The sequence below is a fragment of the Bacillus sp. ISL-7 genome, assembly GCF_018613065.1.
Genome location: NZ_JAGGQW010000033.1, coordinates 26,759 through 52,956, shown reverse-complemented (window position 1 = coordinate 52,956; position 26,198 = coordinate 26,759). Strand labels below are relative to the sequence as shown.

At 40.6% G+C, this 26,198-nt stretch carries 33 protein-coding genes and 1 other annotated feature; all 33 genes read left to right on the top strand.

The genetic code is table 11. The annotated features are described in order from the left end of the window. The first annotated feature begins 3 nt into the window (after nt 1-3). The 33 genes from J7E66_RS11620 (at nt 4) to rplE (ending at nt 26,181) form a co-directional block, all read left to right on the top strand. Complete coding sequence (locus J7E66_RS11620; RefSeq protein ID WP_215000165.1) at nt 4-423, top strand: Mini-ribonuclease 3; 420 nt, start codon at nt 4-6, stop codon at nt 421-423. A gap of 1 nt (nt 424) precedes the next feature. After that, entirely contained in the window at nt 425-1,171 is a 747-nt protein-coding gene (gene rlmB / locus J7E66_RS11615) for a 23S rRNA (guanosine(2251)-2'-O)-methyltransferase RlmB (protein ID WP_215000163.1), read from the top strand. Between the two features lie 2 nt (nt 1,172-1,173). Further along, nucleotides 1,174-1,683 carry an NYN domain-containing protein gene (locus J7E66_RS11610; protein ID WP_214716663.1) on the top strand — a complete coding sequence of 170 codons (510 nt, stop codon included), beginning with the start codon at nt 1,174-1,176 and terminating at the stop codon, nt 1,681-1,683. Nucleotides 1,684-1,797: 114 nt separating this feature from the next. Beyond that, nucleotides 1,798-2,403: an RNA polymerase sporulation sigma factor SigH gene (gene sigH, locus J7E66_RS11605; RefSeq protein WP_251032888.1), complete on the top strand. Its 606-nt coding sequence runs from the start codon at nt 1,798-1,800 to the stop codon at nt 2,401-2,403. Between the two features lie 109 nt (nt 2,404-2,512). Beyond that, the gene (gene rpmG / locus J7E66_RS11600) at nt 2,513-2,659 is read left to right on the top strand and encodes a 50S ribosomal protein L33 (protein WP_215000161.1); all 147 of its coding nucleotides are present in this window, start codon (nt 2,513-2,515) and stop codon (nt 2,657-2,659) included. Between the two features lie 47 nt (nt 2,660-2,706). Further along, nucleotides 2,707-2,889 (top strand): preprotein translocase subunit SecE, encoded by a 183-nt coding sequence (gene secE / locus J7E66_RS11595; protein ID WP_215000160.1) that lies wholly within the window; start codon nt 2,707-2,709, stop codon nt 2,887-2,889. 135 nt (nt 2,890-3,024) lie between these two features. Continuing rightward, nucleotides 3,025-3,561, top strand: coding sequence for a transcription termination/antitermination protein NusG (nusG, locus tag J7E66_RS11590; protein WP_088084973.1), 537 nt, complete (start codon nt 3,025-3,027; stop codon nt 3,559-3,561). 232 nt (nt 3,562-3,793) lie between these two features. Then, the gene (gene rplK / locus J7E66_RS11585; RefSeq protein ID WP_007085303.1) at nt 3,794-4,219 is read left to right on the top strand and encodes a 50S ribosomal protein L11; all 426 of its coding nucleotides are present in this window, start codon (nt 3,794-3,796) and stop codon (nt 4,217-4,219) included. A gap of 101 nt (nt 4,220-4,320) precedes the next feature. Further along, a complete protein-coding gene (gene rplA, locus J7E66_RS11580) occupies nt 4,321-5,019 on the top strand; it encodes a 50S ribosomal protein L1 (protein ID WP_168241499.1) in 699 nt (232 codons plus the stop codon). A 53-nt stretch (nt 5,020-5,072) separates the two neighbouring features. Beyond that, nucleotides 5,073-5,220 (top strand) — a sequence feature (ribosomal protein L10 leader region). A gap of 34 nt (nt 5,221-5,254) precedes the next feature. Then, a complete protein-coding gene (gene rplJ, locus J7E66_RS11575) occupies nt 5,255-5,755 on the top strand; it encodes a 50S ribosomal protein L10 (protein ID WP_215000158.1) in 501 nt (166 codons plus the stop codon). Between the two features lie 58 nt (nt 5,756-5,813). Next, the gene (gene rplL, locus J7E66_RS11570; RefSeq protein WP_098933846.1) at nt 5,814-6,173 is read left to right on the top strand and encodes a 50S ribosomal protein L7/L12; all 360 of its coding nucleotides are present in this window, start codon (nt 5,814-5,816) and stop codon (nt 6,171-6,173) included. A 105-nt stretch (nt 6,174-6,278) separates the two neighbouring features. Next, nucleotides 6,279-6,881, top strand: coding sequence for a class I SAM-dependent methyltransferase (locus tag J7E66_RS11565; RefSeq protein WP_215000156.1), 603 nt, complete (start codon nt 6,279-6,281; stop codon nt 6,879-6,881). A gap of 252 nt (nt 6,882-7,133) precedes the next feature. Next, nucleotides 7,134-10,691: a DNA-directed RNA polymerase subunit beta gene (gene rpoB, locus J7E66_RS11560; RefSeq protein ID WP_215000154.1), complete on the top strand. Its 3,558-nt coding sequence runs from the start codon at nt 7,134-7,136 to the stop codon at nt 10,689-10,691. A 216-nt stretch (nt 10,692-10,907) separates the two neighbouring features. Continuing rightward, entirely contained in the window at nt 10,908-14,507 is a 3,600-nt protein-coding gene (rpoC, locus tag J7E66_RS11555; RefSeq protein ID WP_215000152.1) for a DNA-directed RNA polymerase subunit beta', read from the top strand. 134 nt (nt 14,508-14,641) lie between these two features. Next, nucleotides 14,642-14,890 carry a 50S ribosomal protein L7ae-like protein gene (locus J7E66_RS11550; RefSeq protein ID WP_215000150.1) on the top strand — a complete coding sequence of 83 codons (249 nt, stop codon included), beginning with the start codon at nt 14,642-14,644 and terminating at the stop codon, nt 14,888-14,890. A 102-nt stretch (nt 14,891-14,992) separates the two neighbouring features. Further along, the gene (gene rpsL / locus J7E66_RS11545) at nt 14,993-15,415 is read left to right on the top strand and encodes a 30S ribosomal protein S12 (RefSeq protein ID WP_026565517.1); all 423 of its coding nucleotides are present in this window, start codon (nt 14,993-14,995) and stop codon (nt 15,413-15,415) included. Nucleotides 15,416-15,455: 40 nt separating this feature from the next. Continuing rightward, nucleotides 15,456-15,926: a 30S ribosomal protein S7 gene (gene rpsG / locus J7E66_RS11540; RefSeq protein WP_088084981.1), complete on the top strand. Its 471-nt coding sequence runs from the start codon at nt 15,456-15,458 to the stop codon at nt 15,924-15,926. 48 nt (nt 15,927-15,974) lie between these two features. Beyond that, on the top strand, nt 15,975-18,053 hold the full coding sequence (fusA, locus tag J7E66_RS11535) for an elongation factor G (protein WP_215000148.1): 2,079 nt from the start codon (nt 15,975-15,977) through the stop codon (nt 18,051-18,053). 123 nt (nt 18,054-18,176) lie between these two features. Further along, entirely contained in the window at nt 18,177-19,364 is a 1,188-nt protein-coding gene (gene tuf, locus J7E66_RS11530) for an elongation factor Tu (RefSeq protein ID WP_215000146.1), read from the top strand. Between the two features lie 454 nt (nt 19,365-19,818). Further along, entirely contained in the window at nt 19,819-20,127 is a 309-nt protein-coding gene (gene rpsJ / locus J7E66_RS11525) for a 30S ribosomal protein S10 (RefSeq protein ID WP_066094693.1), read from the top strand. A gap of 39 nt (nt 20,128-20,166) precedes the next feature. After that, a complete protein-coding gene (gene rplC, locus J7E66_RS11520) occupies nt 20,167-20,793 on the top strand; it encodes a 50S ribosomal protein L3 (RefSeq protein WP_088084984.1) in 627 nt (208 codons plus the stop codon). 29 nt (nt 20,794-20,822) lie between these two features. Next, nucleotides 20,823-21,446 carry a 50S ribosomal protein L4 gene (gene rplD, locus J7E66_RS11515; protein ID WP_168241503.1) on the top strand — a complete coding sequence of 208 codons (624 nt, stop codon included), beginning with the start codon at nt 20,823-20,825 and terminating at the stop codon, nt 21,444-21,446. Further along, nucleotides 21,443-21,730 (top strand): 50S ribosomal protein L23, encoded by a 288-nt coding sequence (gene rplW, locus J7E66_RS11510; RefSeq protein WP_174523456.1) that lies wholly within the window; start codon nt 21,443-21,445, stop codon nt 21,728-21,730. The genes rplD and rplW overlap by 4 nt, the downstream gene beginning before the upstream one ends. 29 nt (nt 21,731-21,759) lie before the next feature. After that, on the top strand, nt 21,760-22,590 hold the full coding sequence (gene rplB, locus J7E66_RS11505) for a 50S ribosomal protein L2 (RefSeq protein ID WP_168241505.1): 831 nt from the start codon (nt 21,760-21,762) through the stop codon (nt 22,588-22,590). 60 nt (nt 22,591-22,650) lie between these two features. Next, nucleotides 22,651-22,929 carry a 30S ribosomal protein S19 gene (rpsS, locus tag J7E66_RS11500; RefSeq protein ID WP_026565526.1) on the top strand — a complete coding sequence of 93 codons (279 nt, stop codon included), beginning with the start codon at nt 22,651-22,653 and terminating at the stop codon, nt 22,927-22,929. Nucleotides 22,930-22,946: 17 nt separating this feature from the next. After that, the gene (gene rplV / locus J7E66_RS11495) at nt 22,947-23,288 is read left to right on the top strand and encodes a 50S ribosomal protein L22 (RefSeq protein WP_088084987.1); all 342 of its coding nucleotides are present in this window, start codon (nt 22,947-22,949) and stop codon (nt 23,286-23,288) included. A 3-nt stretch (nt 23,289-23,291) separates the two neighbouring features. Beyond that, nucleotides 23,292-23,948, top strand: a complete 657-nt coding sequence (gene rpsC, locus J7E66_RS11490) for a 30S ribosomal protein S3 (protein WP_088084988.1) — start codon at nt 23,292-23,294, stop codon at nt 23,946-23,948. 1 nt (nt 23,949) lies between these two features. Beyond that, entirely contained in the window at nt 23,950-24,384 is a 435-nt protein-coding gene (gene rplP / locus J7E66_RS11485) for a 50S ribosomal protein L16 (protein ID WP_088084989.1), read from the top strand. After that, the gene (rpmC, locus tag J7E66_RS11480) at nt 24,374-24,574 is read left to right on the top strand and encodes a 50S ribosomal protein L29 (protein WP_007085282.1); all 201 of its coding nucleotides are present in this window, start codon (nt 24,374-24,376) and stop codon (nt 24,572-24,574) included. Before rplP ends, rpmC begins: the two co-directional genes overlap by 11 nt. A gap of 22 nt (nt 24,575-24,596) precedes the next feature. Continuing rightward, nucleotides 24,597-24,860, top strand: coding sequence for a 30S ribosomal protein S17 (gene rpsQ / locus J7E66_RS11475; protein WP_088084990.1), 264 nt, complete (start codon nt 24,597-24,599; stop codon nt 24,858-24,860). Nucleotides 24,861-24,900: 40 nt separating this feature from the next. After that, nucleotides 24,901-25,269, top strand: a complete 369-nt coding sequence (rplN, locus tag J7E66_RS11470) for a 50S ribosomal protein L14 (RefSeq protein WP_088084991.1) — start codon at nt 24,901-24,903, stop codon at nt 25,267-25,269. A 35-nt stretch (nt 25,270-25,304) separates the two neighbouring features. After that, the gene (gene rplX, locus J7E66_RS11465) at nt 25,305-25,613 is read left to right on the top strand and encodes a 50S ribosomal protein L24 (RefSeq protein WP_215000184.1); all 309 of its coding nucleotides are present in this window, start codon (nt 25,305-25,307) and stop codon (nt 25,611-25,613) included. Nucleotides 25,614-25,641: 28 nt separating this feature from the next. Continuing rightward, nucleotides 25,642-26,181 carry a 50S ribosomal protein L5 gene (gene rplE / locus J7E66_RS11460; RefSeq protein WP_088084992.1) on the top strand — a complete coding sequence of 180 codons (540 nt, stop codon included), beginning with the start codon at nt 25,642-25,644 and terminating at the stop codon, nt 26,179-26,181. Nucleotides 26,182-26,198 lie beyond the last annotated feature (17 nt).

Sequence of the window (26,198 nt, the reverse complement as noted above, 5' to 3'; positions counted from 1 at the left end):
TTCATGCTTGAATATGAAAATACAGTGGATGTTAAACAATTGAATAGTCTCGCTCTTGCCTACATGGGTGACGCGATTTATGAAACCTATGTAAGGCGCCACCTCCTCTATAGCGGTAAGGTAAGACCGAATCAGTTACACCGCACCGGAACCAGTTACGTGTCGGCAAAGGCTCAAAGCCAAATTCTTTTTCAAATGATGGATCATAAACTGCTTGATGAAGAAGAATTAGCGGTGGTTATGCGCGGTAGAAATGCGAAATCAGGCACTGTTCCTAAAAATACAGATGTCCAAACTTATCACTATAGTACAGCATTTGAAGCATTGATGGGTTATCTGTATTTAACGGGTAAAAAAGAACGTTTAGAAGAGCTTATTAGCAGGGCATTTTCATATGTGGAACAAAGAAAGGAGGAACGCTAGGATGGAACAACAAGAATATATTGTTGGCAAAAATCCAGTCATCGAAGCGCTTAAATCAGAAAGGGATATTAATAAAATATTAATTGCCGAAGGATCGCAGCGTGGCCAAATGCAGCAAATTACGCAATTAGCCAAAGAAGCAAATGTGATTGTTCAATTTGTTCCTAAGAAAAAAATTGACCAAATCGCGGATGAAAATCATCAAGGAGTTCTTGCTTATGTTGCGGCCTATCAATATGCGGAAATGGATGATTTGTTTGCAGCAGCAGAAAAGAAAAATGAACCGCCATTCTTTTTATTGTTGGACGAAATTGAGGATCCTCATAACCTTGGGTCGATTATGAGAACAGCCGATTCAGTCGGTGCTCATGGCATCATTATTCCAAAGCGTCGGGCTGTCGGCCTAACAGCAACAGTTGCCAAAGCTTCGACAGGTGCGATTGAATATATCCCAGTGGTCCGTGTCACTAATATGGCGCGAACCATCGATGAACTTAAGGAACGAGGTATTTGGATTGCCGGAACAGATGCAAAAGGCAAAGATGATTACCGAAGATTAGACGGGACGCTGCCACTAGGCTTGGTGATTGGCAGTGAAGGAAAAGGAATGGGAAGACTGATCCGCGATAAATGTGATTTTCTCATCCATTTGCCAATGGTTGGTAAAGTAACCTCGTTAAATGCTTCTGTTGCGGCGGCTTTACTGATGTATGAGGTATATCGAAAACGACACACACTTGAGGAATAGTAATGGATATCCTGCTTGTGGACGGTTACAACATCATCGGAGCTTGGCCTGAACTAAGAGCTTTAAAGGATCATGATTTACCTGCTGCACGGGACCGTTTAGTGGAGAGAATGGCTGAATACCAAGCCTATTCAGGCTTCCGTGTGATTGTGGTATTCGATGCCTATTATGTACAAGGGACGGAAAAGAAGTATAAAAATCATAAAATAGAAGTTATCTTTACGAAAGAAAATGAGACGGCAGATGAGCGGATTGAAAAAATGGCCATTAGTTTAAGTAATCGAAGAACACAAATTCATGTAGCGACTTCCGACTTTACAGAGCAATGGGCAATTTTTGGACAAGGGGCATTAAGGAAGTCTGCACGTGAATTGCTCATTGAAATGTCTTCGATTGAAAGAGGCATCGAAAAGAAAGTGAAAACCATTCAAGAAAAAAGACCCGTTTCTAAAATAAAGATGAGTGCGGAAATGGCAGAAATTTTCGAAAAGTGGCGCAGAGGACAAAAGTGAACGTGGACTAATAAAAAATTGTCATGTATACTATTACTATCTATGCTTGTTCGGTGGAGGGGATCTACTTTGAGTACGGACTTTGGAACAAAGATCAACCAGCAGTTCCTGATAATGGAAGACGAAGGAATTGTTGATTTAGTGCACCAAGGTGATAGTGAAGCATTGGATTATTTAATCCATAAGTATCGGAATTTTGTACGTGCAAAAGCAAGGTCCTATTTTTTAATCGGTGCAGATAAGGAAGATATTGTCCAAGAAGGTATGATTGGACTGTATAAGGCAATTCGTGACTTTCGGGAGGACAAGCTTACCTCTTTCAAGGCATTTGCAGAGCTTTGTATAACTCGTCAAATCATTACCGCAATTAAAACCGCAACAAGGCAAAAGCATATCCCATTAAATTCATACGTTTCATTGGACAAGCCAATCTACGATGAAGAATCGGACCGAACATTAATGGATGTTTTGTCTGGAACAAAGGTTCTCGACCCAGAGGAACTGATTATTAATCAGGAAGAATTTGACCATATCGAAGTGAAGATGACTGAATTATTAAGTGATTTAGAAAGGAAGGTATTGGCTCTCTACTTAGATGGTCAATCATACCAAGAGATTTCTGAAGAGCTAAACCGCCATGTGAAATCAATTGATAATGCTCTGCAGCGTGTCAAAAGAAAGCTGGAAAGATATTTAGAACTTCGTGAATTTTCACTTTGATGATTAAATATGTCATATAATTGAACCGTTTCCAAGGGTTATTGACAATAATTAGGACTCATGTTACATTTTTAAGGATATAATAGAAAATTGGGTAAAGGTGTCGACTATGAGTAAAAAAGTAATCCTTTCCTGTGCTGCTTGCGGCTCGCGAAATTATTCGACGATCAGCAAGCAGACACAAACAGAGAGATTAGAATTGAAAAAATTCTGCAAAACCTGCACCACCCATACCATTCATAGAGAAACGAAATAATGATCATAGACTTTTGCAGATATTTATAGATTTTGGGGGTTACAGAAATGCAGCGCATAACTACATTCTTCAGTGATATTTTCCGTGAGATGAGAAAAGTTAGCTGGCCAAAACGTGGGGAACTAACTCGCTCGACGCTTACTGTACTATCGACTGTTGTTTTTTTTGCAGCGTTCTTTGCGGTTCTAGATTTAGGGATTTCAAAATTGATTCGCTTAATTCTTGAATAATAAATCCACTTTCATGGTATAATGGTGATTAATAAAGGAATTTTTATCTAAAGCCCGTTTCACGGGTTTTTTGTTTGTTTAAAAGATAGTCTATGAATAAGAAATAGGGAGGGACGGACGTTCAAGTCCTCTTAAATGGAAAAAAATTGGTATGTTTTGCATACTTACTCAGGTTATGAAAATAAGGTAAAAGCAAATCTAGAAAAACGAGTCGAATCGATGGGTATGACAGATAAGATTTTCAGAGTGGTTGTCCCTGAAGAAGAAGAGACTGAGATCAAAAATGGCAAGACAAAAGTAGTAAAGCGCAAAGTGTTCCCTGGTTATGTATTAGTTGAAATTGTGATGACTGATGATTCTTGGTATGTGGTTCGGAATACCCCGGGTGTAACAGGCTTTGTCGGTTCATCTGGAGGTGGATCGAAGCCCACGCCATTGCTTCCAGAAGAAGTTGTCGTTATTTTAAAACGCATGGGGGTTTCCGAAAATCGCATCGATGCCAATTATGAAATTGGTGAAACGGTTCGCGTGAAGGAAGGTCCATTTGCTAACTTTACTGGGTCTGTGGAAGAAATGGATAAGGATCGCTCGAAACTGAAGGTTCTTGTCAATATGTTCGGGCGTGACACCCCGGTAGAACTGGATTTCACACAAATCGAGAAGCTCGATTAAGAAAAGCGGAGCGTCCTTTTTGCAGCGATATTTAAAGAAAATAATGTTATATTGTAAAAAAACTTGAAATCATTTTTAAAAAGTGGTAATATTTCATAGGTCAGTATGTCTCCTTGTGAGACAAGACTTATGTCAAGTTCTTTATGATCAATAGATAAAGACAGATGCCTGAGTGGGAGGATTCCTAACGGATTCCAATTACCACATCACGGACTTTAAGGAGGTGTGTCTCGTGGCTAAAAAAGTAATTAAAGTCGTTAAATTACAAATTCCTGCTGGGAAAGCAAACCCTGCGCCACCAGTTGGTCCTGCACTAGGTCAAGCCGGTGTTAATATCATGGGATTCTGTAAAGAATTTAACGCTCGTACAGCAGATCAAGCTGGTTTGATCATTCCTGTTGAAATCACGGTATTTGAAGACCGTTCATTTACATTTATTACGAAAACTCCTCCTGCTGCCGTTCTTTTGAAAGTAGCAGCTGGAATCCAGTCTGGTTCTGGTGAACCTAACCGTAATAAAGTAGCAACAGTAAAGCGTGATACAGTACGCGAGATTGCGGAACAAAAAATGCCTGACCTAAACGCAGCTAGCGTTGAAGCAGCAATGCGCATGGTCGAAGGTACTGCACGCAGCATGGGTATCGTCATCGAAGACTAATTCATGTACTGTTCGTGTTGAATGAGTGGGGTTGCGTTTCTGCGCAACCTTTATTCGTGGGAGAGTAATTCGCTAAAACCACAATCTAGGAGGAAATAAAAATGGCTAAAAAAGGTAAGAAGTATTTAGAAGCTTCAAAGCTTGTAGATCGCCTAAAGGCATATCCAATTGCAGAAGCGATTGATCTTGCTAAAAAAACAAACTTCACTAAATTTGATGCAACTCTAGAAGTAGCATTCCGTTTAGGTGTTGACCCTAAGAAAGCTGACCAACAAATCCGTGGTGCAGTTGTACTTCCAAACGGAACTGGTAAAACGCAACGCGTTCTAGTTTTCGCTAAGGGTGAAAAAGTAAAAGAAGCAGAAGCAGCTGGTGCTGATTATGTAGGTGATGCAGAGTACATCAACAAAATCCAACAAGGTTGGTTTGAATTTGATGTAATCGTAGCAACTCCTGACATGATGGGTGAAGTTGGTAAACTTGGTCGTGTATTAGGACCTAAAGGTTTAATGCCAAACCCTAAAACAGGTACAGTTACATTTGATGTGACTCGTGCGATTAATGAAATTAAAGCGGGTAAAGTTGAATACCGCGTTGACAAGTCTGGTAACATTCACGTGCCAATCGGTAAAGCATCTTTCGAAAACGAGAAGCTTGTTGAAAACTTCAACACTATCTTTGAAACTATGCTAAAAGTGAAGCCATCTGCTGCAAAAGGTACTTACATGAAGAACGTAACTGTTGCTTCAACAATGGGACCTGGCGTTAAAGTTGATCCTTCATCTGTAGCAGTTAAATAAATTTTACCAATTGACAATCTAGAATAGATTTTATATAATCTATTTTGTTGTTTAAAATAATAACATTTGTACTGAAGACAGCAGGTGCGCTAGGCGCGCTTAATTTCCTGCCGAGGTAATGCTATAGAATTGGCTGAATTATTCAGCTGTTGTATGCTGCCTCCATGTCACCGATTGATATGGAGGTTTTTTATTTGCCTAGTATGAATGTAGACAATCTACAGGAGGTGTAAAGATGAGCAGTGTAATCGAACAAAAGCAACTAATCGTTAACGAAATTACTGATAAGTTAAAGAGCAGTGTATCAACAGTTGTTGTTGATTACCGTGGTCTAACAGTTGCTGAAGTAACTGAACTACGTAAACAACTTCGTGAAGCAGGTGTTGAATTCAAAGTTTACAAAAACTCAATGACACGCCGTGCAGCAGAAGCAGCTGAACTTGCTGGTTTAAACGCTGCATTAACAGGTCCTAACGCAATTGCGTTCAGTACTGAAGATGTAGTAGCACCAGCTAAGATCTTGAATGACTTTGCGAAAAAACATGAAGCACTTGAACTTAAAGCGGGTGTAATTGAAGGAAACGTTGCAACAGCCGAAGAAATTAAAGCTCTTGCAGACCTACCATCACGCGAAGGTTTACTATCTATGTTACTCAGCGTACTACAAGCTCCAATCCGCAACCTTGCTCTTGTTACAAAAGCAGTTGCAGAACAAAAAGAAGAACAAGGCGCGTAAGCTAGCCTGAATACGCACATCAAATAAATTTGAACGAAAACTAAGGAGGAAATTTATCATGACTAAAGAACAAATCATTGAAGCAGTTAAAACTATGACTGTTTTAGAACTTAACGATCTAGTAAAAGCAATCGAAGAGGAATTTGGCGTAACTGCTGCAGCTCCAGTTGCAATGGGTGGCGCAGCTGTAGCGGCTGTTGAAGAACAAACTGAATTTGATGTTATCCTAGCTAGCGCTGGCGATCAAAAAATCAAGGTTATCAAAGTTGTTCGTGAAATCACTGGTCTTGGACTTAAAGAAGCAAAAGACCTTGTTGACAACACACCAAAAGCTGTTAAAGAAGGCGTTTCTAAAGAAGAAGCTGAAGAAGTTAAAGCTAAACTTGCTGAAGTTGGAGCAAACGTTGAAGTTAAGTAATAATCTTATAAAAAAGCTCGCTGTATAAGCGGGCTTTTTTTGCCTTAACTAAATTTTTAGTCCTCGGTTATCTTCAATTATTAATATTCCTCGGAGGTGAGTCAGTTGTCTGAACACTACTATTCTCGAATGCAGAGGGTTGAAAGTGACCCGAAATTTTGGGATTACACTTTAAAAAATAACCAGTTCCGTTTTAAAACGGATAACGGTGTTTTTTCAAAAAGAGAAGTAGATTTCGGCTCACGTTTATTAATTGAGTCTTTTGAAATGCCGAATGCAGATGGATTACTTCTGGATGTAGGCTGCGGCTATGGACCAATTGGTCTTTCGATTGCGAAATTTTACCACGATCGTATGATACATATGATTGATGTTAATGAACGGGCGATTGCTTTGGCGAAGGAAAATGCAGAACTTAATCGCATACAGAATGTTAAGATATATGAAAGTGATCGTTTGCTGAATGTAAAAGAAAACACGTTTGCAGCTATTTTAACAAATCCACCGATAAGAGCGGGGAAAAAAACGGTTCATGATATTTTTGAACAAAGCTTCGAGCATCTTACATCTCAGGGTGAGCTCTGGGTTGTCATTCAAAAGAAACAAGGAGCACCATCCGCAATTGAAAAATTAAATAATTTATTTAACCACGTCGAAACTATTGACAAATCCAAAGGTTATTTTGTCATAAAGGCACAAAAAAGTTGACTTGAAAATGTCACTATGATAGCATTATAAAATGCCATCATAATAATTTCCGAATTATTCCTTAAAATACTTAATTTCAACGTATAAAAAAGGGATATTAAGGAAATGATGACAAAATAATAGTCAAAATGTGAAAATGTGGTTTTTAGTAAAAAACCCTTTTTCTTTTTGTTTATTGGAAAGGAAGTAAAATTCTGATCCATAAACGCTAATAGATTTTAATAATAACGCTTGATTTGAGGGGTGAATCAGTTGACAGGTCAACTAGTTCAGTATGGACGACACCGCCAACGAAGAAGTTACGCACGAATCAGTGAAGTTTTAGAATTACCAAATCTTATTGAAATCCAAACCTCTTCCTATCAATGGTTTCTTGATGAGGGTTTGCGTGAAATGTTCCAGGATATTTCACCAATAGAAGACTTTACTGGTAACCTATCACTAGAATTTATTGATTACAGCCTTGGCGATCCAAAGTATTCTGTTGAAGAATCAAAAGAACGGGACGTTACATATTCTGCTCCATTACGTGTAAAAGTACGTCTTGTAAACAAAGAAACAGGCGAAGTAAAAGATCAAGATGTTTTTATGGGTGATTTTCCACTTATGACTGAAACGGGTACGTTTGTCATTAACGGGGCAGAGCGTGTTATCGTTTCACAATTAGTGCGTTCTCCGAGCGTATACTTTAGTGGGAAACTCGATAAAAATGGAAAACGTGGCTACTCGGCTACTGTCATTCCGAACCGCGGCGCTTGGCTGGAATATGAAACAGACGCCAAAGATGTCGTATATGTGAGAATAGATCGTACTCGGAAACTGCCCGTTACGGTTCTTTTGCGTGCACTTGGCTTCGGTTCTGACCAAGAAATCATCGAATTGATCGGTGATAACGAGTACATCCGTAACACATTAGAGAAGGACAATACAGAAGGTGTTGACAAAGCGCTTCTAGAAATTTATGAGCGACTTCGTCCGGGTGAACCCCCTACTGTTGAAAACGCAAAGAGTCTATTAATTTCGCGTTTCTTCGATCCAAAGCGATATGATCTTGCGAATGTAGGCCGTTATAAAATTAATAAAAAGCTTCATATTAAAAATCGCTTATTCAACCAGCGCTTAGCAGAATCCCTTGCGGATCCTGAAACGGGCGAAATTATCGCTGAAAAGGGAACAGTTCTAGACAGAAGAAACCTGGATAGAGTCTTACCAGCCTTGGAAAAGAATATAAACTTCAAAGGCTTCAATCCTTATGGCGGCGTGGTAGATGAAGAGATTACTCTTCAGGACATTAAGATTTATGCTCCTGGCGATGAAAATGAAAAAGTCATTAATGTTTTAGGTAATGCCTATGTTGCCGAACCAATTAAAAATATTACACCTGCAGATATCATTGCATCTATTAGCTACTTCTTTAATTTACTGCATGGTGTAGGCGATACAGATGATATTGACCATCTTGGTAATAGACGTCTTCGTTCTGTAGGAGAACTCTTACAAAATCAGTTCCGTATTGGATTATCCCGGATGGAACGTGTTGTTCGCGAAAGAATGTCAATCCAAGATACTGCTACGATTACACCGCAGCAATTGATCAATATCCGTCCAGTTATTGCTTCGATTAAAGAGTTCTTTGGAAGCTCTCAGTTATCGCAGTTCATGGATCAAACCAACCCGCTTGCTGAATTAACACACAAGCGTCGACTATCTGCCTTAGGGCCTGGTGGTTTAACGCGTGAGCGCGCTGGGTTCGAAGTTCGTGACGTTCACTACTCCCACTATGGTCGTATGTGTCCGATCGAAACGCCAGAGGGTCCGAACATTGGTCTGATTAACTCGTTATCATCTTATGCAAAAGTAAACCGTTTTGGGTTTATTGAAACACCTTACCGTCGTGTCGACCCTGATACAGGGAAAGTTACGAGTCGGATTGATTACTTAACTGCTGATGAAGAAGATAACTATGTTACAGCCCAAGCGAATTCTCGTCTAAGTGATGATGGTTCATTCGTCGATGAAGATGTTGTTGCTCGTTTCCGTGGTGAAAACACGGTAGTTAAACGTGAACGAATTGATTATATGGATGTATCGCCAAAGCAGGTTGTGTCTGCGGCAACAGCTTGTATCCCATTCCTTGAAAACGATGACTCCAACCGTGCCCTTATGGGTGCGAACATGCAGCGTCAAGCAGTACCGCTTATGCAGCCAGAAGCTCCTACAGTTGGAACGGGTATGGAATACGTATCCGGTAAAGACTCAGGTGCTGCGGTTATCTGTAAGCACGAAGGTATTGTTGAGCATGTAGAAGCACGTGAAGTATGGGTACGTCGCATTAATATTGTTGATGGTCAAGAGGTTAAAGGTAATCTTGATAAGTACCGTATGTTAAAATTCATCCGTTCCAATCAAGGAACATGTTATAACCAACGTCCAATCGTTGCTGTGGGCAACCGCGTAACAAAAGGCGAAATTCTTGCTGATGGTCCATCAATGGAACTTGGCGAATTAGCCCTTGGACGCAACGTCCTTGTTGCCTTTATGACATGGGATGGCTATAACTATGAAGATGCGATTATTATGAGTCAACGTCTTGTTAAAGATGATGTATACACATCTATCCATATCGAAGAATACGAGTCAGAATCTCGTGATACAAAGCTTGGACCTGAAGAAATTACACGTGATATTCCAAACGTGGGTGAAGATGCCCTTCGCAACTTGGATGAGCGTGGAATTATCCGTACCGGTGCTGAAGTTAAAGACGGAGATCTCCTTGTTGGTAAAGTTACGCCAAAAGGAGTTACAGAATTAACGGCAGAAGAACGTCTTTTACACGCGATCTTTGGTGAAAAGGCACGTGAAGTTCGTGATACGTCACTACGAGTTCCACATGGCGGCGGCGGAATTGTTCTTGATGTAAAAGTCTTTAATCGTGAAGATGGCGATGAACTGCCACCAGGTGTGAATCAACTGGTCCGTGTTTATATCGTTCAGAAGCGTAAGATTTCTGAGGGAGATAAAATGGCGGGACGTCATGGTAACAAAGGGGTAATCTCTCGTATTTTACCGGAAGAAGATATGCCGTTTTTACCAGATGGTACACCTGTTGATATCATGTTAAATCCACTGGGCGTACCTTCACGTATGAACATTGGACAGGTGCTTGAACTTCACCTTGGGATGGCAGCTCGCTACCTAGGTATTCATGTCGCTTCTCCTGTATTTGATGGAGCGCGTGAAGAAGATGTTTGGGGAACGATTGAAGAAGCAGGAATGGCTCGTGATGCGAAAACGGTCCTTTATGATGGCCGTTCTGGGGAACCATTTGATAACCGTGTCTCTGTGGGTGTCATGTATATGATTAAACTTGCACACATGGTCGATGATAAACTCCATGCCCGTTCAACTGGTCCTTACTCACTTGTTACGCAGCAGCCATTGGGCGGTAAAGCTCAATTTGGCGGACAGCGCTTTGGTGAGATGGAAGTTTGGGCACTTGAAGCATACGGAGCAGCATACACACTTCAAGAAATTCTTACTGTTAAATCAGATGACGTTGTTGGTCGTGTGAAAACATATGAAGCGATTGTTAAAGGCGAAAATGTTCCAGAACCTGGTGTTCCTGAATCATTCAAAGTATTAATTAAAGAACTTCAGAGTCTTGGAATGGATGTAAAAATTCTTTCTGGTGATGAAGAAGAAATCGAAATGCGCGATACGGAAGATGACGATGACTTACAACAAGTCGATACGTTAAACATCGTTCCTGAGCAAGCATTTGAATCTGAAAAAGTCGGTTCAAAAGAGTAATAATATATGCTAGTTGGAGTGCAATCTGCACTCCAACTTAACTTGATTCCTAGCTGCAGCGCGCAACCCCTCGAGGTCATAAGCCAAAATCCTCCAGAAGGCAAAAGACGCCTTCTTGCGGATTTCGTCTTATGCTTGTCGGGGCTAAGACGCGCGCTTCCGCTTTATAACGCAATAAGGGTAAAACCTGGAGATATCAAAAGGGAGGTAGGCCCCTTGCTGGATGTTAATAATTTTGAGTATATGAAGATTGGTCTTGCTTCACCGGACAAAATCCGTTCATGGTCTTTCGGAGAAGTCAAAAAACCAGAAACGATTAACTATCGTACATTAAAGCCTGAAAAGGATGGTTTATTCTGTGAGCGAATTTTCGGTCCAACGAAGGACTGGGAATGTCATTGCGGGAAGTACAAGCGTGTCCGTTATAAAGGCGTTGTATGTGACCGCTGTGGTGTGGAAGTAACTCGTGCTAAAGTTCGTCGTGAACGAATGGGGCACATCGAGCTTGCTGCACCAGTTTCACATATATGGTACTTTAAAGGAATTCCAAGCCGAATGGGACTTGTTTTAGACATGTCACCAAGGGCTTTGGAGGAAATCATCTACTTTGCTTCTTATGTAGTGACGGAATCCGGTGATACAGCTCTTGATAAAAAGCAGCTATTATCTGAAAAAGAATATCGGGCATACCGTGAAAAGTACGGAAACAAATTCCAAGCTGCCATGGGTGCAGAAGCAATTAAAAAACTTCTTTTTGATATCGATTTAAACAAGGAAGTAGACGCCTTAAAAGAGGAATTAAAAAGTGCACAAGGTCAGCGTCGTACGCGTGCGATTAAACGCCTTGAAGTGCTGGAAGCATTCCGTGGTTCTGGAAATGAGCCTTCATGGATGATTCTTGACGTTCTTCCAGTTATACCTCCTGAACTTCGTCCAATGGTTCAATTGGATGGGGGGAGATTTGCGACATCTGACTTAAACGATCTTTATCGTCGTGTAATAAACCGTAATAACCGCCTAAAGCGTTTGTTAGATTTAGGTGCTCCAAGCATTATTGTTCAGAATGAAAAACGGATGCTTCAAGAAGCAGTTGATGCCTTGATTGATAACGGCCGCCGCGGGCGTCCAGTTACAGGACCAGGTAACCGTCCATTGAAGTCACTTTCCCATATGCTAAAAGGAAAGCAAGGCCGTTTCCGTCAAAACTTGCTTGGAAAACGTGTAGATTATTCTGGACGTTCCGTTATCGTTGTAGGACCAAACCTAAAAATGTATCAGTGCGGACTTCCTAAAGAAATGGCGTTAGAACTATTTAAGCCATTTGTTATGAAGGAACTCGTTGAAAAGGGCTTAGCACATAACATCAAATCTGCAAAACGTAAAATAGAAAGAGTATCTCCAGATGTGTGGGATGTACTTGAAGATGTAATCAGAGAGCATCCGGTATTATTAAACCGAGCCCCTACATTGCATAGATTAGGGATTCAAGCATTTGAACCAACACTAGTTGAAGGCCGTGCGATTCGTCTTCATCCTCTTGTATGTACAGCATACAATGCGGATTTTGATGGTGACCAAATGGCTGTTCACGTGCCGCTTTCATCAGAGGCACAAGCAGAAGCACGTTTATTAATGCTTGCAGCACAAAATATCTTAAACCCTAAAGATGGTAAGCCAGTTGTTACACCTTCTCAAGACATGGTTTTAGGTAACTATTACTTAACCTTGGAAAGAGATGACGCTGTCGGTGAGGGAATGATTTTTAAAGACACGAACGAAGCAGTACTTGCTTATCAAAACGGCTATGTTCACATGCATACACGTGTAGCTGTCCATGCGGGCTCATTAGGAAATGAAACATTCACAGAAGAACAAAATAATAAGTTATTAATCACAACGGTTGGTAAACTTATTTTCAATGAAATTCTGCCAAAATCATTCCCGTATATTAATGAACCAACTAGACAGAATTTGGAAGTAGAAACACCTGTAAAATATTTTGTTGAAAAAGGCGAAGACATTAAGGCGAAAATTCAAGAAATGCCATTAATTGATCCGTTCAAAAAGAAAATCCTTGGAAATATCATTGCTGAAGTATTCAAGCGTTTCAAAATTACCGAAACGTCAAAAATGCTTGACCGCATGAAGGACTTGGGCTTTAAGCATTCAACGAAAGCAGGACTTACGGTTGGTGTAGCTGACATTGTCGTACTTCCTGAAAAGCAGGAAATTCTTAAAGAAGCACAAGGTAAAGTAGATAACGTTTTGAAGCAGTTCAGACGTGGTCTAATTACTGAAGATGAGCGTTACGATCGTGTTATTGCGATCTGGAGTGCCGCAAAAGACACCATTCAAGGTAAACTAATGAAATCCCTGAATAAATCGAATCCAATCTTTATGATGAGTGATTCCGGTGCCCGTGGTAACGCGTCTAACTTTACGCAGTTAGCTGGTATGCGTGGTCTGATGGCCAACCCGGCTGGACGAATTATTGAATTACCGATTAAATCAAGTTTCCGTGAAGGATTAACGGTATTAGAGTACTTTATCTCCACTCATGGTGCGCGTAAAGGTCTTGCTGATACGGCTCTGAAAACTGCTGACTCTGGTTATTTAACACGTCGTCTTGTTGACGTTGCCCAAGATGTCATTGTCCGTGAAGATGATTGTGGTACAGATCGCGGTTTCTTAATCAGCGCCTTAAAAGATGGAACTGAAATTATCGAAGGATTGGATGAACGTCTAATTGGCCGTCATGCACGGACTGCGATTAGACATCCAGAAACCAAAGAAGTGCTTGTCCCTGAAAATGGCTTAATTACTGAGGATTTAGCAGAAATTATTGTCGGTGCAGGTATTGAACAAGTAAAAATACGTTCTGCGTTTACATGTAATACCCGTCATGGTGTATGTAAGAAGTGTTACGGCCGCAACCTGGCAACTGGTCAAGAGGTGGAGGTTGGTGAATCTGTTGGTATTATTGCAGCACAATCCATCGGAGAGCCAGGTACACAGTTAACAATGCGTACCTTCCATACAGGTGGTGTTGCGGGAGACGATATTACTCAAGGTTTACCGCGTATCCAAGAGATTTTTGAAGCCCGTAACCCTAAAGGTCAAGCTGTTATCACTGAAATTGAAGGTGTTGTTGTTGGGATTAATGAAGGTCGTGATCGCCAGCATGAAATAGTTGTTCAAGGTGAAGTTGAATCACGAACTTACAATGCTCCATATACAGCACGCTTGAAAGTGGCAGTAAATGATCATGTCGCTCGTGGTGAAGAACTCACTGAAGGTTCGATTGATCCGAAAGAGTTAATCCGAGTAAAAGACGTTACTTCTGTTCAAGAGTACTTATTGAAAGAAGTACAGAAGGTTTACCGTATGCAAGGGGTAGAAATCGGCGATAAGCACGTGGAAGTAATGGTACGTCAAATGTTACGAAAAGTACGTGTCGGTGATGCCGGTGAAACAGATGTACTTCCAGGTACACTTCTGGATATTCACCAGTTTACAGATGCGAACGAAAAGGCATTATTAGCAGGCAAATTACCGGCTACAGGTCGTCCAGTATTACTTGGTATTACCAAAGCGTCGCTTGAAACTGATTCATTCCTATCTGCAGCATCGTTCCAAGAAACAACAAGAGTTCTTACCGATGCAGCTATCAAAGGTAAACGTGATGAATTACTAGGTCTAAAAGAAAATGTTATTATCGGAAAGCTGATCCCGGCTGGAACAGGAATGCCTCGTTATCGTAAAGCTGAGCCTGTACTCCGTGATACCACTTCTGAAGAAACAGTTACTATTGATTAATGATAATAAGGGATCTGCGACTAGCAGATTCCTTATTTTAAGAAATTATTTAAAGTCGTGTTGACATCTATTTGTAAAGATGGTACTATATCAAAGGTGCTCCTATTCACCTGATACTTTGGAGGATATGAACTATGTCTTATGAAAAAGTATTGCAGGCACAAAAGTTCGTTATAGGAACAAAACAAACAGTCAAGGCACTTAAAGAAGGTAATGTCCGAGAGTTAATTGTTGCAAATGACGCTGACCCGAAAGTGACAGTGAAAGTTGTTAATGAAGCTCTTGAAATAAATGTTCCTATCCTATATGTGGATTCGATGCTAAAACTCGGAAAAGCATGCGGGATTGAAGTTGGTGCTTCAACTGTTGCAATTATCCGCTAAAAGCTGTTTTTGTAGATAGAAAGTCTGCAAGAACTTTGTTTTTGCACAAAAATGAACCACCTGGATGTGTGGACTTACAAATAATGAAGGGAGGAAACACAAATGCCAACTATTAATCAATTAGTGCGCAAACCTCGTCAATCTAAAGAGGAAAAATCAAAATCACCTGCACTAAACAAAGGTTATAACAGCTTCAAAAAATCACAAACGAATGTATCTTCACCACAAAAGCGCGGTGTATGTACTCGTGTTGGTACAATGACACCAAAGAAACCAAACTCAGCGTTACGTAAATATGCGCGTGTACGTTTGACTAACGGTATTGAGGTGACTGCATACATTCCTGGTATTGGACACAATCTTCAAGAACACAGCGTTGTTCTTATCCGTGGAGGACGTGTAAAGGATTTACCAGGAGTACGTTATCACATCGTACGTGGAGCACTTGATACAGCTGGAGTTAACAACCGTATGCAAGGACGTTCTAAATACGGTACTAAGAGACCAAAAGCAGCTAAGAAATAAAACAACTTAAATAGAAGCTTCTTTGAAAGGAGGAAATATAATGCCACGTAAAGGTCCTGTAGCAAAAAGAGACGTGTTACCAGATCCACTTTATAACTCTAAATTAGTTACTCGTTTAATCAACAAAATGATGGTTGACGGTAAGAGAGGTAAGTCACAAGAAATTCTTTACTCTGCATTCGATACGATTCGTGAACGCTCTGGCAAAGAGCCGATGGAAGTTTTTGAAGCAGCGCTTAAAAACATCATGCCTGTACTTGAAGTTAAAGCTCGCCGTGTTGGTGGTGCTAACTATCAAGTTCCAATTGAGGTGCGTCCTGACCGCCGTGCAACTTTAGGTCTTCGTTGGTTGGTGAACTATTCGCGTAACCGTGGAGAAAAAACGATGGAAGAGCGTTTAGCTAATGAAATCATGGATGCAGCCAATAACACTGGTGCAGCTGTTAAAAAGCGTGAAGATACACACAAAATGGCAGAAGCAAACAAAGCGTTTGCTCACTATCGTTGGTAATCTAACCTTCAATATAAAAACTTTTAAACTAGGAAGGAGAAAGACCCAATGGCAAGAGAGTTCTCCTTAGCAAACACTCGTAATATCGGTATCATGGCTCACATCGATGCTGGTAAGACGACTACCACTGAGCGTGTTCTTTATTACACTGGTCGTATCCATAAGATTGGTGAAACACATGAAGGTGCATCTCAGATGGACTGGATGGAGCAAGAACAAGAGCGTGGAATTACAATCACTTCCGCGGCTACAACTGCACAATGGCATGGTCACCGCGTTAATATCATCGACACACCAGGGCACGTAGACTTTACAATCGAAGTTGAACGTTCACTTCGTGTACTCGATGGTGCGGTAGCAGTACTAGATGCGCAGTCAGGTGTTGAACCACAAACTGAAACAGTTTGGCGTCAAGCAACCACTTATGGTGTACCACGTGTAGTATTTGTTAACAAGATGGACAAAATCGGAGCAGATTTCCTGTATTCTGTAAAGACATTACATGAACGTCTTGGTGCAAATGCACATCCGGTCCAATTACCTATCGGCGCTGAAGATGAGTTTGAAGCAATCATTGACCTTGTGGAAATGAATGCAGTATTCTACGCAGACGACTTAGGTGAAAACATTGAGGTACGTGAAATTCCTGAAGAACACCGTGCATTAGCTGAAGAACATCGCGAAAAGTTAATAGAAGCAGTTGCAGAACTTGATGAAAACTTAATGGATAAGTATCTAAATGGTGAGGAAATCACTAAAGAAGAGCTTAAAGCTGGTATTCGTAAAGGTACCGTTAATGTTGAATTCTATCCTGTAATCTGTGGTTCAGCTTTTAAAAACAAAGGTGTTCAACTTATGTTAGATGCAGTTATTGATTACCTTCCATCACCATTGGATGTAGCAGCTATTAAAGGTACTCTTCCAGATTCAGATGAGGAAATCGAACGTCATTCAAGTGACGAAGAGCCATTCTCTGCGCTTGCATTTAAAGTAATGACAGATCCTTATGTAGGAAAATTAACATTCTTCCGCGTATACTCTGGTACTTTAGAGGCTGGAACATATGTTCAAAACTCTACAAAAGGTAAGCGTGAGCGTGTTGCACGTATCCTGCAAATGCACGCAAATAGCCGTAAAGAAATCTCTAAGGTTTATGCCGGTGATATTGCTGCAGCTGTAGGACTGAAAGATACAACTACTGGTGATACTCTTTGTGATGACAAAAACCTTGTTATCCTTGAGTCAATGGTATTCCCTGAACCAGTAATTCAACTTTCAGTTGAACCAAAATCAAAAGCAGATCAGGATAAAATGTCCAATGCTCTGCAAAAACTTCAAGAAGAAGACCCATCATTCCGTGCTCATACAGATCAGGAAACTGGTCAAACTATCATCGCTGGTATGGGTGAGTTGCACCTAGATATCATCGTTGATCGTATGCGTCGTGAATTTAAGGTTGAAGCTAACGTAGGTGCTCCACAGGTTGCATACCGTGAAACTTTCCGTTCATCTGCATCAGTTGAAGGTAAGTTCGCACGTCAATCTGGTGGTCGCGGACAATTCGGTCACGTTTGGATCGAATTCTCACCAAATGATGAAGGTAAAGGCTTCGAATTTGTAAACGGTATTGTTGGTGGTGTTGTTCCTCGTGAATACATCCCTGCTGTTCAAGCTGGACTTGAAGATTCACTTGATCGAGGTGTACTTGCTGGGTATCCATTAGTTGATATTAAAGCAAGACTTTTTGATGGATCTTACCATGATGTTGACTCATCAGAAATGGCATTTAAGATTGCTGCTTCCATGGCTCTTAAAAACGCAGCTTCTAAATGTAGTCCGGTAATTCTAGAACCTGTTATGAGGGTTGAAGTTATTATTCCGGAAGAATATTTAGGCGATATTATGGGACAACTTACTGCCCGTCGCGGTCGCGTTGAAGGTATGGATGCTCGCGGTAACGCTCAAGTAGTTCGTTCAATGGTTCCACTTTCTGAAATGTTTGGTTATGCAACAGCACTTCGTTCAAGCACACAAGGTCGTGGAGTATTCTCTATGCACTTTGATCACTATGAAGAAGTACCAAAGTCAATTTCGGAAGAAATCATCAAAAAAAATAAAGGTGAATAATTGATTTTCATCTTTTGATAAAGTATAACTACAATTGGAAGCCGTGAGTAAGGGACAACCATATTCACGGCTTACATAAAAAAAATAAACTTAAATTTTTATAATTTAGAGGAGGATTTCCTAATGGGTAAAGCTAAATTCGACCGTTCAAAGCCACACGTTAACATTGGTACAATCGGACACGTTGACCATGGTAAAACAACTTTAACAGCTGCAATCACTTCTGTTCTTGCTAAATCTGGTAAAGCAGAAGCTCGTGCATACGATCAAATCGACGGTGCACCAGAAGAAAAAGAACGTGGTATCACAATCTCTACTGCACACGTAGAATATGAAACAGATCTTCGTCACTATGCACACGTAGATTGCCCAGGACACGCTGACTATGTTAAAAACATGATCACTGGTGCTGCGCAAATGGACGGCGGTATCCTAGTTGTTTCTGCAACTGATGGCCCAATGCCACAAACTCGTGAGCACATCCTTCTTTCTCGTCAAGTAGGTGTACCATACCTTGTTGTATTCATGAACAAGTGTGACATGGTTGACGATGAAGAGCTTCTTGAATTAGTAGAAATGGAAATTCGTGATCTATTAACAGAATACGACTTCCCAGGCGATGACACTCCAGTTATCAAAGGTTCTGCTCTTAAAGCATTAGAAGGCGATGCTGCATGGGAAGAAAAAATCAATGAACTTATGACTGCTGTTGATGAGTGGATTCCAACACCAACTCGTGACACTGACAAGCCATTCATGATGCCAATTGAGGATGTATTCTCAATCACTGGTCGTGGAACTGTTGCTACAGGGCGTGTTGAGCGTGGTGTAGTTAAAGTTGGTGACGTAGTTGAAATCGTAGGTTTCACTGAAGAGCCAAAATCTACTACTGTAACAGGTGTAGAAATGTTCCGTAAACTTCTTGATTTCGCTGAAGCTGGTGACAACATCGGTGCCCTTCTTCGTGGTGTAGCACGTGAAGATATCGAACGTGGTCAAGTATTGGCTAAACCAAAGTCAATCACACCACACACAAAGTTCAAAGCACAAGTTTACGTATTATCAAAAGAAGAAGGCGGACGTCATACTCCATTCTTCTCAAACTACCGTCCACAATTCTATTTCCGTACTTCTGATATTACTGGTATTTGTATGCTTCCAGAAGGCACTGAAATGGTTATGCCTGGCGACCATATCGAAATGATCGTTGAACTAATCGCTCCAATCGCAATCGAAGAAGGAACTAAGTTCTCTATTCGTGAAGGTGGACGTACAGTAGGTTCAGGTTCAATCACTACAATCACTGAGTAATTAGAAACTGCAGCTCCTTTAGTGCTGAGTGGATAATTATTAAACATATAAAAAGCAGATGGATGACGATCCTTCTGCTTTTTTGTTGTTTTGGCTGTGTTAAAGACATTGTTTTAAAAAGGTTTTAGATCGAGTTTCTTCTATATATATATTCATAATATTCGTACCTCAACCTTTATATTAGGATATTTCTGGAGATTGATAATAATAGTTGATAAAGTGTATATCACCCGCTATAATAGGAAAAGTGTTCGAAACAGAAACATAAAGAAAAAAATCGGAATAAGTGTTGCGTTTGCTTTGTGTTTTATGTATAATAGACAATGTTGGTCTTTGACTGCGATGATGTGGAAGGTTGCTGACACACCCGGCCGCTTTGCCATGGCGAGTGTGTGAGGGAAATTTTCACTGAGAATGTCTATTTAGAAAATAGGCGAATAAAGGAGGGAAAATAATGGCAAAACAAAAAATTCGTATCCGTTTAAAAGCGTATGATCACAGAATCCTTGATCAATCTGCAGAAAAAATCGTTGAAACAGCAAAACGTTCTGGTGCGGCTGTATCTGGTCCAATTCCGCTACCGACTGAAAAAACTATTTACACGATTCTGCGTGCGGTTCATAAGTACAAAGATTCACGTGAACAATTCGAACAACGGACACATAAGCGTCTAATCGACATCGTTAACCCAACTCCACAAACAGTTGATGCGTTAATGCGTTTAGATTTACCATCTGGTGTTGATATCGAAATTAAACTTTAATCAAAATAAATGATAAATAATCTAGGAGGTGTGACTTAAATGACCAAAGGAATCTTAGGAAGAAAGATTGGTATGACTCAAGTATTTGCTAGTAACGGTAACTTAATTCCTGTAACTGTAGTTGAGGTAGCTCCAAACGTAGTTCTTCAAAAGAAATCAGTTGACAGCGACGGATATGTTTCAGTTCAAGTTGGTTTTGAAGACAAACGTGAAAAGTTAGCTAACAAACCAGAAAAAGGGCATGTTGCTAAAGCAAACACTGCTCCTAAGCGCTTCGTTCGCGAATTCCGCGGAGATGACTTAGCAAGCTATGAAGTTGGTCAAGAAGTCAAGGTTGATATTTTCGCTGCTGGCGATATCGTAGATGTAACAGGGATCTCAAAGGGTAAAGGTTTCCAAGGTGTAATTAAGCGCCACGGACAATCACGAGGCCCAATGGCCCACGGTTCACGTTACCATCGTCGTCCAGGTTCAATGGGACCAGTTGCTCCAAACCGCGTATTCAAAGGTAAATTATTACCAGGTCGTATGGGTGGAGAACAAATCACTGTACAAAACCTTGAAATCGTTAAGGTTGATACAGAGCGTAACCTACTTTTAATCAAAGGTAATGTACCTGGCGCTAAAAAAGCTTTATTAAAAATTAAAGGTGCGATTAAAGCATAGTCACTTTTTAAGAAAGGAGGAACAAAGGAATGCCTAAAGTAGCATTATTAAACCAAACTGGATCACAAGTTGGTGATATTGAACTTAATGATTCTGTATTTGGTATTGAGCCTAACCAGCACGTATTATTTGAAGCAATTGTTATGCAAAGAGCTTCATTACGTCAAGGAACTCATAAAACTAAAATTCGTTCTGAAGTACGCGGCGGTGGTCGTAAGCCATGGCGTCAAAAAGGAACTGGACGCGCTCGTCAAGGGTCAATCCGTTCTCCACAATGGCGCGGAGGTGGTACTGTATTCGGTCCAACACCACGCAGCTACAGCTATAAATTACCGAAAAAAGTACGTCGTTTAGCAATCAAATCTGCGCTTTCTTCTAAAGTTTTAGAAGAAAACATTTTAGTGTTAGATATTTTAGCTATCGATACTCCGAAAACAAAAGATTTCAAAACAGTATTAAACGGTCTTTCTGTTGAGAAGAAAGCATTAATCGTTACAGCTGACCTTGATGAAAATGTAGCACTTTCTGCTCGTAACATTCCTGGTATCACAGTAGTAACAGCAGATGGAATTAACGTATTAGATGTTGTTAATCATGAGAAATTGATCATGACTAAAGCAGCGGTTGAAAAAGTAGAGGAGGTGCTTGCATAATGGATGCACGCGATATCATTAAGCGCCCCGTTATCACTGAACGTACTACTGACCTAATGGCTGAGAAAAAATATACTTTTGAAGTTGATGTTAGAGCTAACAAAACTCAAGTTAAAGATGCGATTGAAGAAATCTTTAGCGTTGATGTTGAGAAAGTAAACATCATGAACTACAAAGGTAAATTTAAGCGTATGGGAAAATTCGGTGGTTACACAAATAAACGTCGTAAAGCAATTGTAAAATTAACTACTGATAGCAAAGAAATCGAATTCTTTGAAGCATAAGAACCTATCAAGAAGAGGAGGGAAATAAAATGGCGATTAAAAAGTACAAACCTACCTCCAATGGTCGTCGCGGAATGACTACTTCTGATTTCGCAGAAATCACAACTAGCACTCCAGAAAAATCTCTTTTAGCACCAATAAAGAGAAAAGGCGGCCGTAATAACCAAGGTAAGTTAACTGTTCGTCATCAAGGTGGCGGTCACAAACGTCAATATCGTTTAATTGACTTTAAACGTAACAAAGATGGCATTCCTGGACGCGTTGCTACGATCGAATACGATCCAAACCGTTCTGCAAATATCGCGTTAATCAACTACGTGGATGGAGAAAAGCGTTATATCTTAGCTCCTAAAAACCTAGTAGTTGGATTGGAAGTAATGTCTGGCCCTGAGGCTGATATTAAAGTGGGTAACGCACTTCCACTAACAAACATTCCTGTTGGTACAGTAGTACACAACATCGAGTTAAAACCAGGTAAAGGCGGCCAGTTAGTTCGTTCTGCTGGAACAAGCGCTCAAGTACTTGGTAAAGAAGGAAAATACGTATTAGTACGTTTGAATTCTGGTGAAGTTCGTATGATTCTTGCTGAATGCCGTGCAACAATCGGTCAAGTAGGTAACGAACAACATGAACTTATTAACATTGGTAAAGCAGGACGTAATCGTTGGTTAGGCAAGCGCCCAACTGTACGTGGATCTGTTATGAACCCTAACGATCACCCACACGGTGGTGGTGAAGGACGTTCACCAATCGGACGTAAATCACCAATGTCTCCATGGGGTAAACCAACTCTTGGATACAAAACTCGTACAAAGAAAAATAAATCAGATAAATTTATCGTTCGTCGTCGTAAAAAATAACGTGATTCTCCTACGGTTCAAAGAAAGAACCGTAGAACAGTCACGAAGGGAGGTTCCTTCATGGGTCGCAGCTTAAAAAAAGGACCATTTGTTGATGATCATTTAATGGTTAAGGTTGAAAAGTTGAACGAGACTGAAAGCAAACAAGTTATTAAAACTTGGTCACGTCGTTCTACAATCTTCCCACAATTTATTGGCCACACTATCGCTGTATATGATGGTCGCAAACACGTGCCTGTATATGTTACTGAAGACATGGTAGGACACAAGCTTGGAGAATTTGCTCCAACTCGTGCTTACAAGGGCCATGGTAATGATGACAAGAAAACAAGACGTTAAGAGAGGAGGGCATCCAAATGCAAGCTAAAGCTGTTGCAAGAACAGTTCGTATTGCTCCTCGTAAAGCACGTTTAGTCGTAGATTTAATTCGAGGTAAGCAAATTGGTGAAGCTGTGGCGATTTTAAATCTCACTCCTAAGGCTGCTTCTCCAATCGTGGAAAAAGTATTAAAATCAGCTATGGCAAATGCTGAACACAACTATGAAATGGACGTTAACAACCTAGTTGTTGCTCAAGCATTTGTTGACGAAGGACCAACGTTGAAACGTTTTCGTCCTCGCGCAATGGGCCGTGCAAGCCAGATTTTAAAGCGCACTAGCCACATCACAATCGTATTATCAGAAAAGAAGGAGGGATAAGCTGTGGGTCAAAAAGTAAATCCTGTCGGTTTGCGTATTGGAATCATTCGTGATTGGGAATCTAAATGGTACGCAGGCAAAGACTTCGCTACTCTTTTACACGAAGACCTTAAAATTCGTGAATACATCACGAAACGTTTAAAAGATGCTTCTGTTTCTAAAGTAGAAATCGAACGTGCTGCAAACCGTGTAAACGTAACAGTGCATACAGCAAAGCCTGGTATGGTTATTGGTAAAGGCGGTACTGAAGTTGAAGCACTTCGTAAAGCATTAAATCAATTAACTGGCAAACGCGTTCACATCAATATTCTTGAAATTAAGAGAGCTGATCTTGATGCGAAACTTGTTGCTGAAAATATTGCTCGCCAATTAGAAAATCGTGTATCTTTCCGTCGTGCTCAAAAGCAAGCAATTCAACGTGCTATGCGCGCTGGTTCAAAAGGTATCAAAACACAAGTGTCTGGTCGTCTTGGCGGTGCAGATATCGCTCGCGCTGAACATTACAGCGAAGGAACTGTTCCACTTCATACACTTCGCGCTGATATCGACTATGCTACTGCTGAAGCCGATACTACTTATGGTAAGCTAGGCGTAAAAGTATGGATCTATAAGGGAGAAGTCCTTCCTACTAAGAAGAAACCTGCGGAAGGAGGCAAATAATATGTTATTGCCAAAACGCGTAAAATATCGCCGTCAACACCGTGGTAACATGCGTGGTAACGCAAAAGGTGGTACAGAAGTGACATTCGGTGAATTCGGCCTACAAGCTCTAGAAGCTTCTTGGATTACGAATCGCCAAATTGAAGCAGCACGTATTGCGATGACACGTTACATGAAACGTGGCGGTAAAGTTTGGATTAAAATCTTTCCTCACAAGCCTTACACTGCTAAACCGCTTGAAGTACGGATGGGTTCCGGTAAAGGAGCACCTGAAGGCTGGGTAGCTGTTGTTAAGCCTGGAAAAATCATGTTCGAGATTGCTGGAGTTTCTGAAGAAATCGCTCGTGAAGCACTTCGACTTGCAATGCACAAACTTCCTATTAAATGTAAGTTTGTAAAACGAGAAGAAATTGGTGGTGAATCAAATGAAAGCTAATGAACTTCGTGACCTAACCACTGCTGAAATTGAACAAAAAGTAAAATCTTTAAAAGAAGAACTTTTCAACCTTCGCTTTCAATTGGCGACAGGACAACTTGAAAACACAGCTCGCATTCGTGAAGTACGCAAAGCGATCGCTCGTATGAAAACAGTTGTTCGTGAAAGAGAAATCAGCGTTAACAAGTGATTATTGAAGGGAGGTTCACACAATGAGTGAACGTAACCAACGTAAAGTTTACACAGGACGCGTTGTTTCTGACAAGATGGATAAAACTGTAACGGTTCTTGTTGAAACACAAAAAAAGCATCCTTTATATGGTAAACGCGTTAAGTACTCTAAAAAGTATAAAGCTCATGATGAGCAAAATGAAGCAAAAATCGGCGATGTAGTACGTATCATGGAAACTCGTCCGCTTTCAGCTACTAAGCGTTTCCGTTTAGTTGAAGTTGTAGAAAAAGCAGTTATTATTTAATTGTTCGGATTAAGCTTCATTCCGAAGGGAGGTTACACACATGATTCAACAAGAATCACGTTTAAAAGTTGCTGACAACTCTGGTGCTCGTGAGGTACTTACGATTAAAGTTCTTGGTGGTTCAGGTCGCAAGTTTGCTGGTATTGGTGATGTTATCGTCTGTACAGTAAAACAAGCTACACCAGGTGGCGTTGTTAAAAAAGGTGACGTTGTTAAAGCAGTTATTGTTCGTACAAAGAGCGGTGCTCGTCGACCTGACGGTTCATACATTCGTTTTGATGAAAACGCATGTGTAATTATCAAAGATGATAAGAGCCCACGCGGAACTCGTATCTTCGGACCAGTTGCCCGTGAACTTCGCGAAAACAACTTTATGAAGATCGTTTCTCTAGCTCCAGAAGTACTATAATTTAAATTCAAATGCCTTTAAGGAGGTGCTTAATGATGCATGTGAAAAAAGGTGACAACGTAAGAGTCATCTCTGGAAAGGATAAAGGCAAAACAGGAGTAATCCTTGCTGCTTATCCTAAAGAAAGCCGTGTACTAGTAGAAGGAGTGAACATTGCAAAAAAACACTCTAAACCTTCTCAAGTGAATCCACAAGGCGGTATCATCAGCTTTGAGGCTCCAATTCATGTATCGAACGTAATGCCTATCGATCCTAAAACAGATATTCCGACTCGTGTAGGTTCCACAACGGTAGATGGCAAAAAAGTACGCGTAGCAAAATCCGGTGAAATTTTAGATAAATAGTTTAAAATTAAGAAGGGAGGTACAATAAGTGAACCGCCTAAAAGAAAAATTTGTTAAAGAAGTTACTCCTGCTCTTATGAGCAAGTTCAACTATAAATCAGTTATGGAAGTTCCTAAACTTGATAAAATCGTCGTGAATATGGGCGTTGGTGACGCAGTTGCAAATGCAAAGGCACTTGATAATGCAGTTGAAGAACTTTCAACGATCACAGGTCAAAAACCAGTCGTGACACGTGCGAAAAAATCTATCGCTGGCTTCCGCCTTCGTGAAGGTATGCCAATCGGTGCAAAAGTTACACTTCGCGGTGAGCGCATGTACGAATTCTTGGATAAATTAGTTTCTGTTTCTTTACCTCGTGTACGTGACTTCCGTGGTATTTCTAAAAAAGCATTCGACGGTCGCGGTAACTATACATTGGGAATTAAAGAACAATTAATTTTCCCTGAAATTGATTACGATAAAGTAAGCAAGGTTCGTGGTATGGATATCGTTATCGTAACGACTGCTAAAACTGATGAAGAATCTCGTGAACTTTTAACTCAATTTGGAATGCCATTCCAAAAGTAATCGTTAAATAATGGAGG

Bases quoted from the DNA above. Each gene is read 5' to 3' on its own strand.
- rplC (WP_088084984.1), top strand. From the start codon at position 20,167: ATGACCAAAGGAATCTTAGGAAGAAAGATTGGTATGACTCAAGTATTT.
- nusG (WP_088084973.1), top strand. From the start codon at position 3,025: ATGGAAAAAAATTGGTATGTTTTGCATACTTACTCAGGTTATGAAAAT.
- rplL (WP_098933846.1), top strand. From the start codon at position 5,814: ATGACTAAAGAACAAATCATTGAAGCAGTTAAAACTATGACTGTTTTA.
- rpsS (WP_026565526.1), top strand. From the start codon at position 22,651: ATGGGTCGCAGCTTAAAAAAAGGACCATTTGTTGATGATCATTTAATG.
- rpmC (WP_007085282.1), top strand. From the start codon at position 24,374: ATGAAAGCTAATGAACTTCGTGACCTAACCACTGCTGAAATTGAACAA.
- rpsJ (WP_066094693.1), top strand. From the start codon at position 19,819: ATGGCAAAACAAAAAATTCGTATCCGTTTAAAAGCGTATGATCACAGA.
- sigH (WP_251032888.1), top strand. From the start codon at position 1,798: ATGGAAGACGAAGGAATTGTTGATTTAGTGCACCAAGGTGATAGTGAA.
- rpsG (WP_088084981.1), top strand. From the start codon at position 15,456: ATGCCACGTAAAGGTCCTGTAGCAAAAAGAGACGTGTTACCAGATCCA.
- rplX (WP_215000184.1), top strand. From the start codon at position 25,305: ATGCATGTGAAAAAAGGTGACAACGTAAGAGTCATCTCTGGAAAGGAT.
- rpmG (WP_215000161.1), top strand. From the start codon at position 2,513: ATGAGTAAAAAAGTAATCCTTTCCTGTGCTGCTTGCGGCTCGCGAAAT.
- rlmB (WP_215000163.1), top strand. From the start codon at position 425: ATGGAACAACAAGAATATATTGTTGGCAAAAATCCAGTCATCGAAGCG.
- rpsQ (WP_088084990.1), top strand. From the start codon at position 24,597: ATGAGTGAACGTAACCAACGTAAAGTTTACACAGGACGCGTTGTTTCT.
- fusA (WP_215000148.1), top strand. From the start codon at position 15,975: ATGGCAAGAGAGTTCTCCTTAGCAAACACTCGTAATATCGGTATCATG.
- rpsL (WP_026565517.1), top strand. From the start codon at position 14,993: ATGCCAACTATTAATCAATTAGTGCGCAAACCTCGTCAATCTAAAGAG.
- J7E66_RS11550 (WP_215000150.1), top strand. From the start codon at position 14,642: ATGTCTTATGAAAAAGTATTGCAGGCACAAAAGTTCGTTATAGGAACA.
- rplN (WP_088084991.1), top strand. From the start codon at position 24,901: ATGATTCAACAAGAATCACGTTTAAAAGTTGCTGACAACTCTGGTGCT.
- rplJ (WP_215000158.1), top strand. From the start codon at position 5,255: ATGAGCAGTGTAATCGAACAAAAGCAACTAATCGTTAACGAAATTACT.
- rplB (WP_168241505.1), top strand. From the start codon at position 21,760: ATGGCGATTAAAAAGTACAAACCTACCTCCAATGGTCGTCGCGGAATG.
- tuf (WP_215000146.1), top strand. From the start codon at position 18,177: ATGGGTAAAGCTAAATTCGACCGTTCAAAGCCACACGTTAACATTGGT.
- rplD (WP_168241503.1), top strand. From the start codon at position 20,823: ATGCCTAAAGTAGCATTATTAAACCAAACTGGATCACAAGTTGGTGAT.
- rplP (WP_088084989.1), top strand. From the start codon at position 23,950: ATGTTATTGCCAAAACGCGTAAAATATCGCCGTCAACACCGTGGTAAC.
- secE (WP_215000160.1), top strand. From the start codon at position 2,707: ATGCAGCGCATAACTACATTCTTCAGTGATATTTTCCGTGAGATGAGA.
- J7E66_RS11620 (WP_215000165.1), top strand. From the start codon at position 4: ATGCTTGAATATGAAAATACAGTGGATGTTAAACAATTGAATAGTCTC.
- J7E66_RS11610 (WP_214716663.1), top strand. From the start codon at position 1,174: ATGGATATCCTGCTTGTGGACGGTTACAACATCATCGGAGCTTGGCCT.
- rplA (WP_168241499.1), top strand. From the start codon at position 4,321: ATGGCTAAAAAAGGTAAGAAGTATTTAGAAGCTTCAAAGCTTGTAGAT.
- rplV (WP_088084987.1), top strand. From the start codon at position 22,947: ATGCAAGCTAAAGCTGTTGCAAGAACAGTTCGTATTGCTCCTCGTAAA.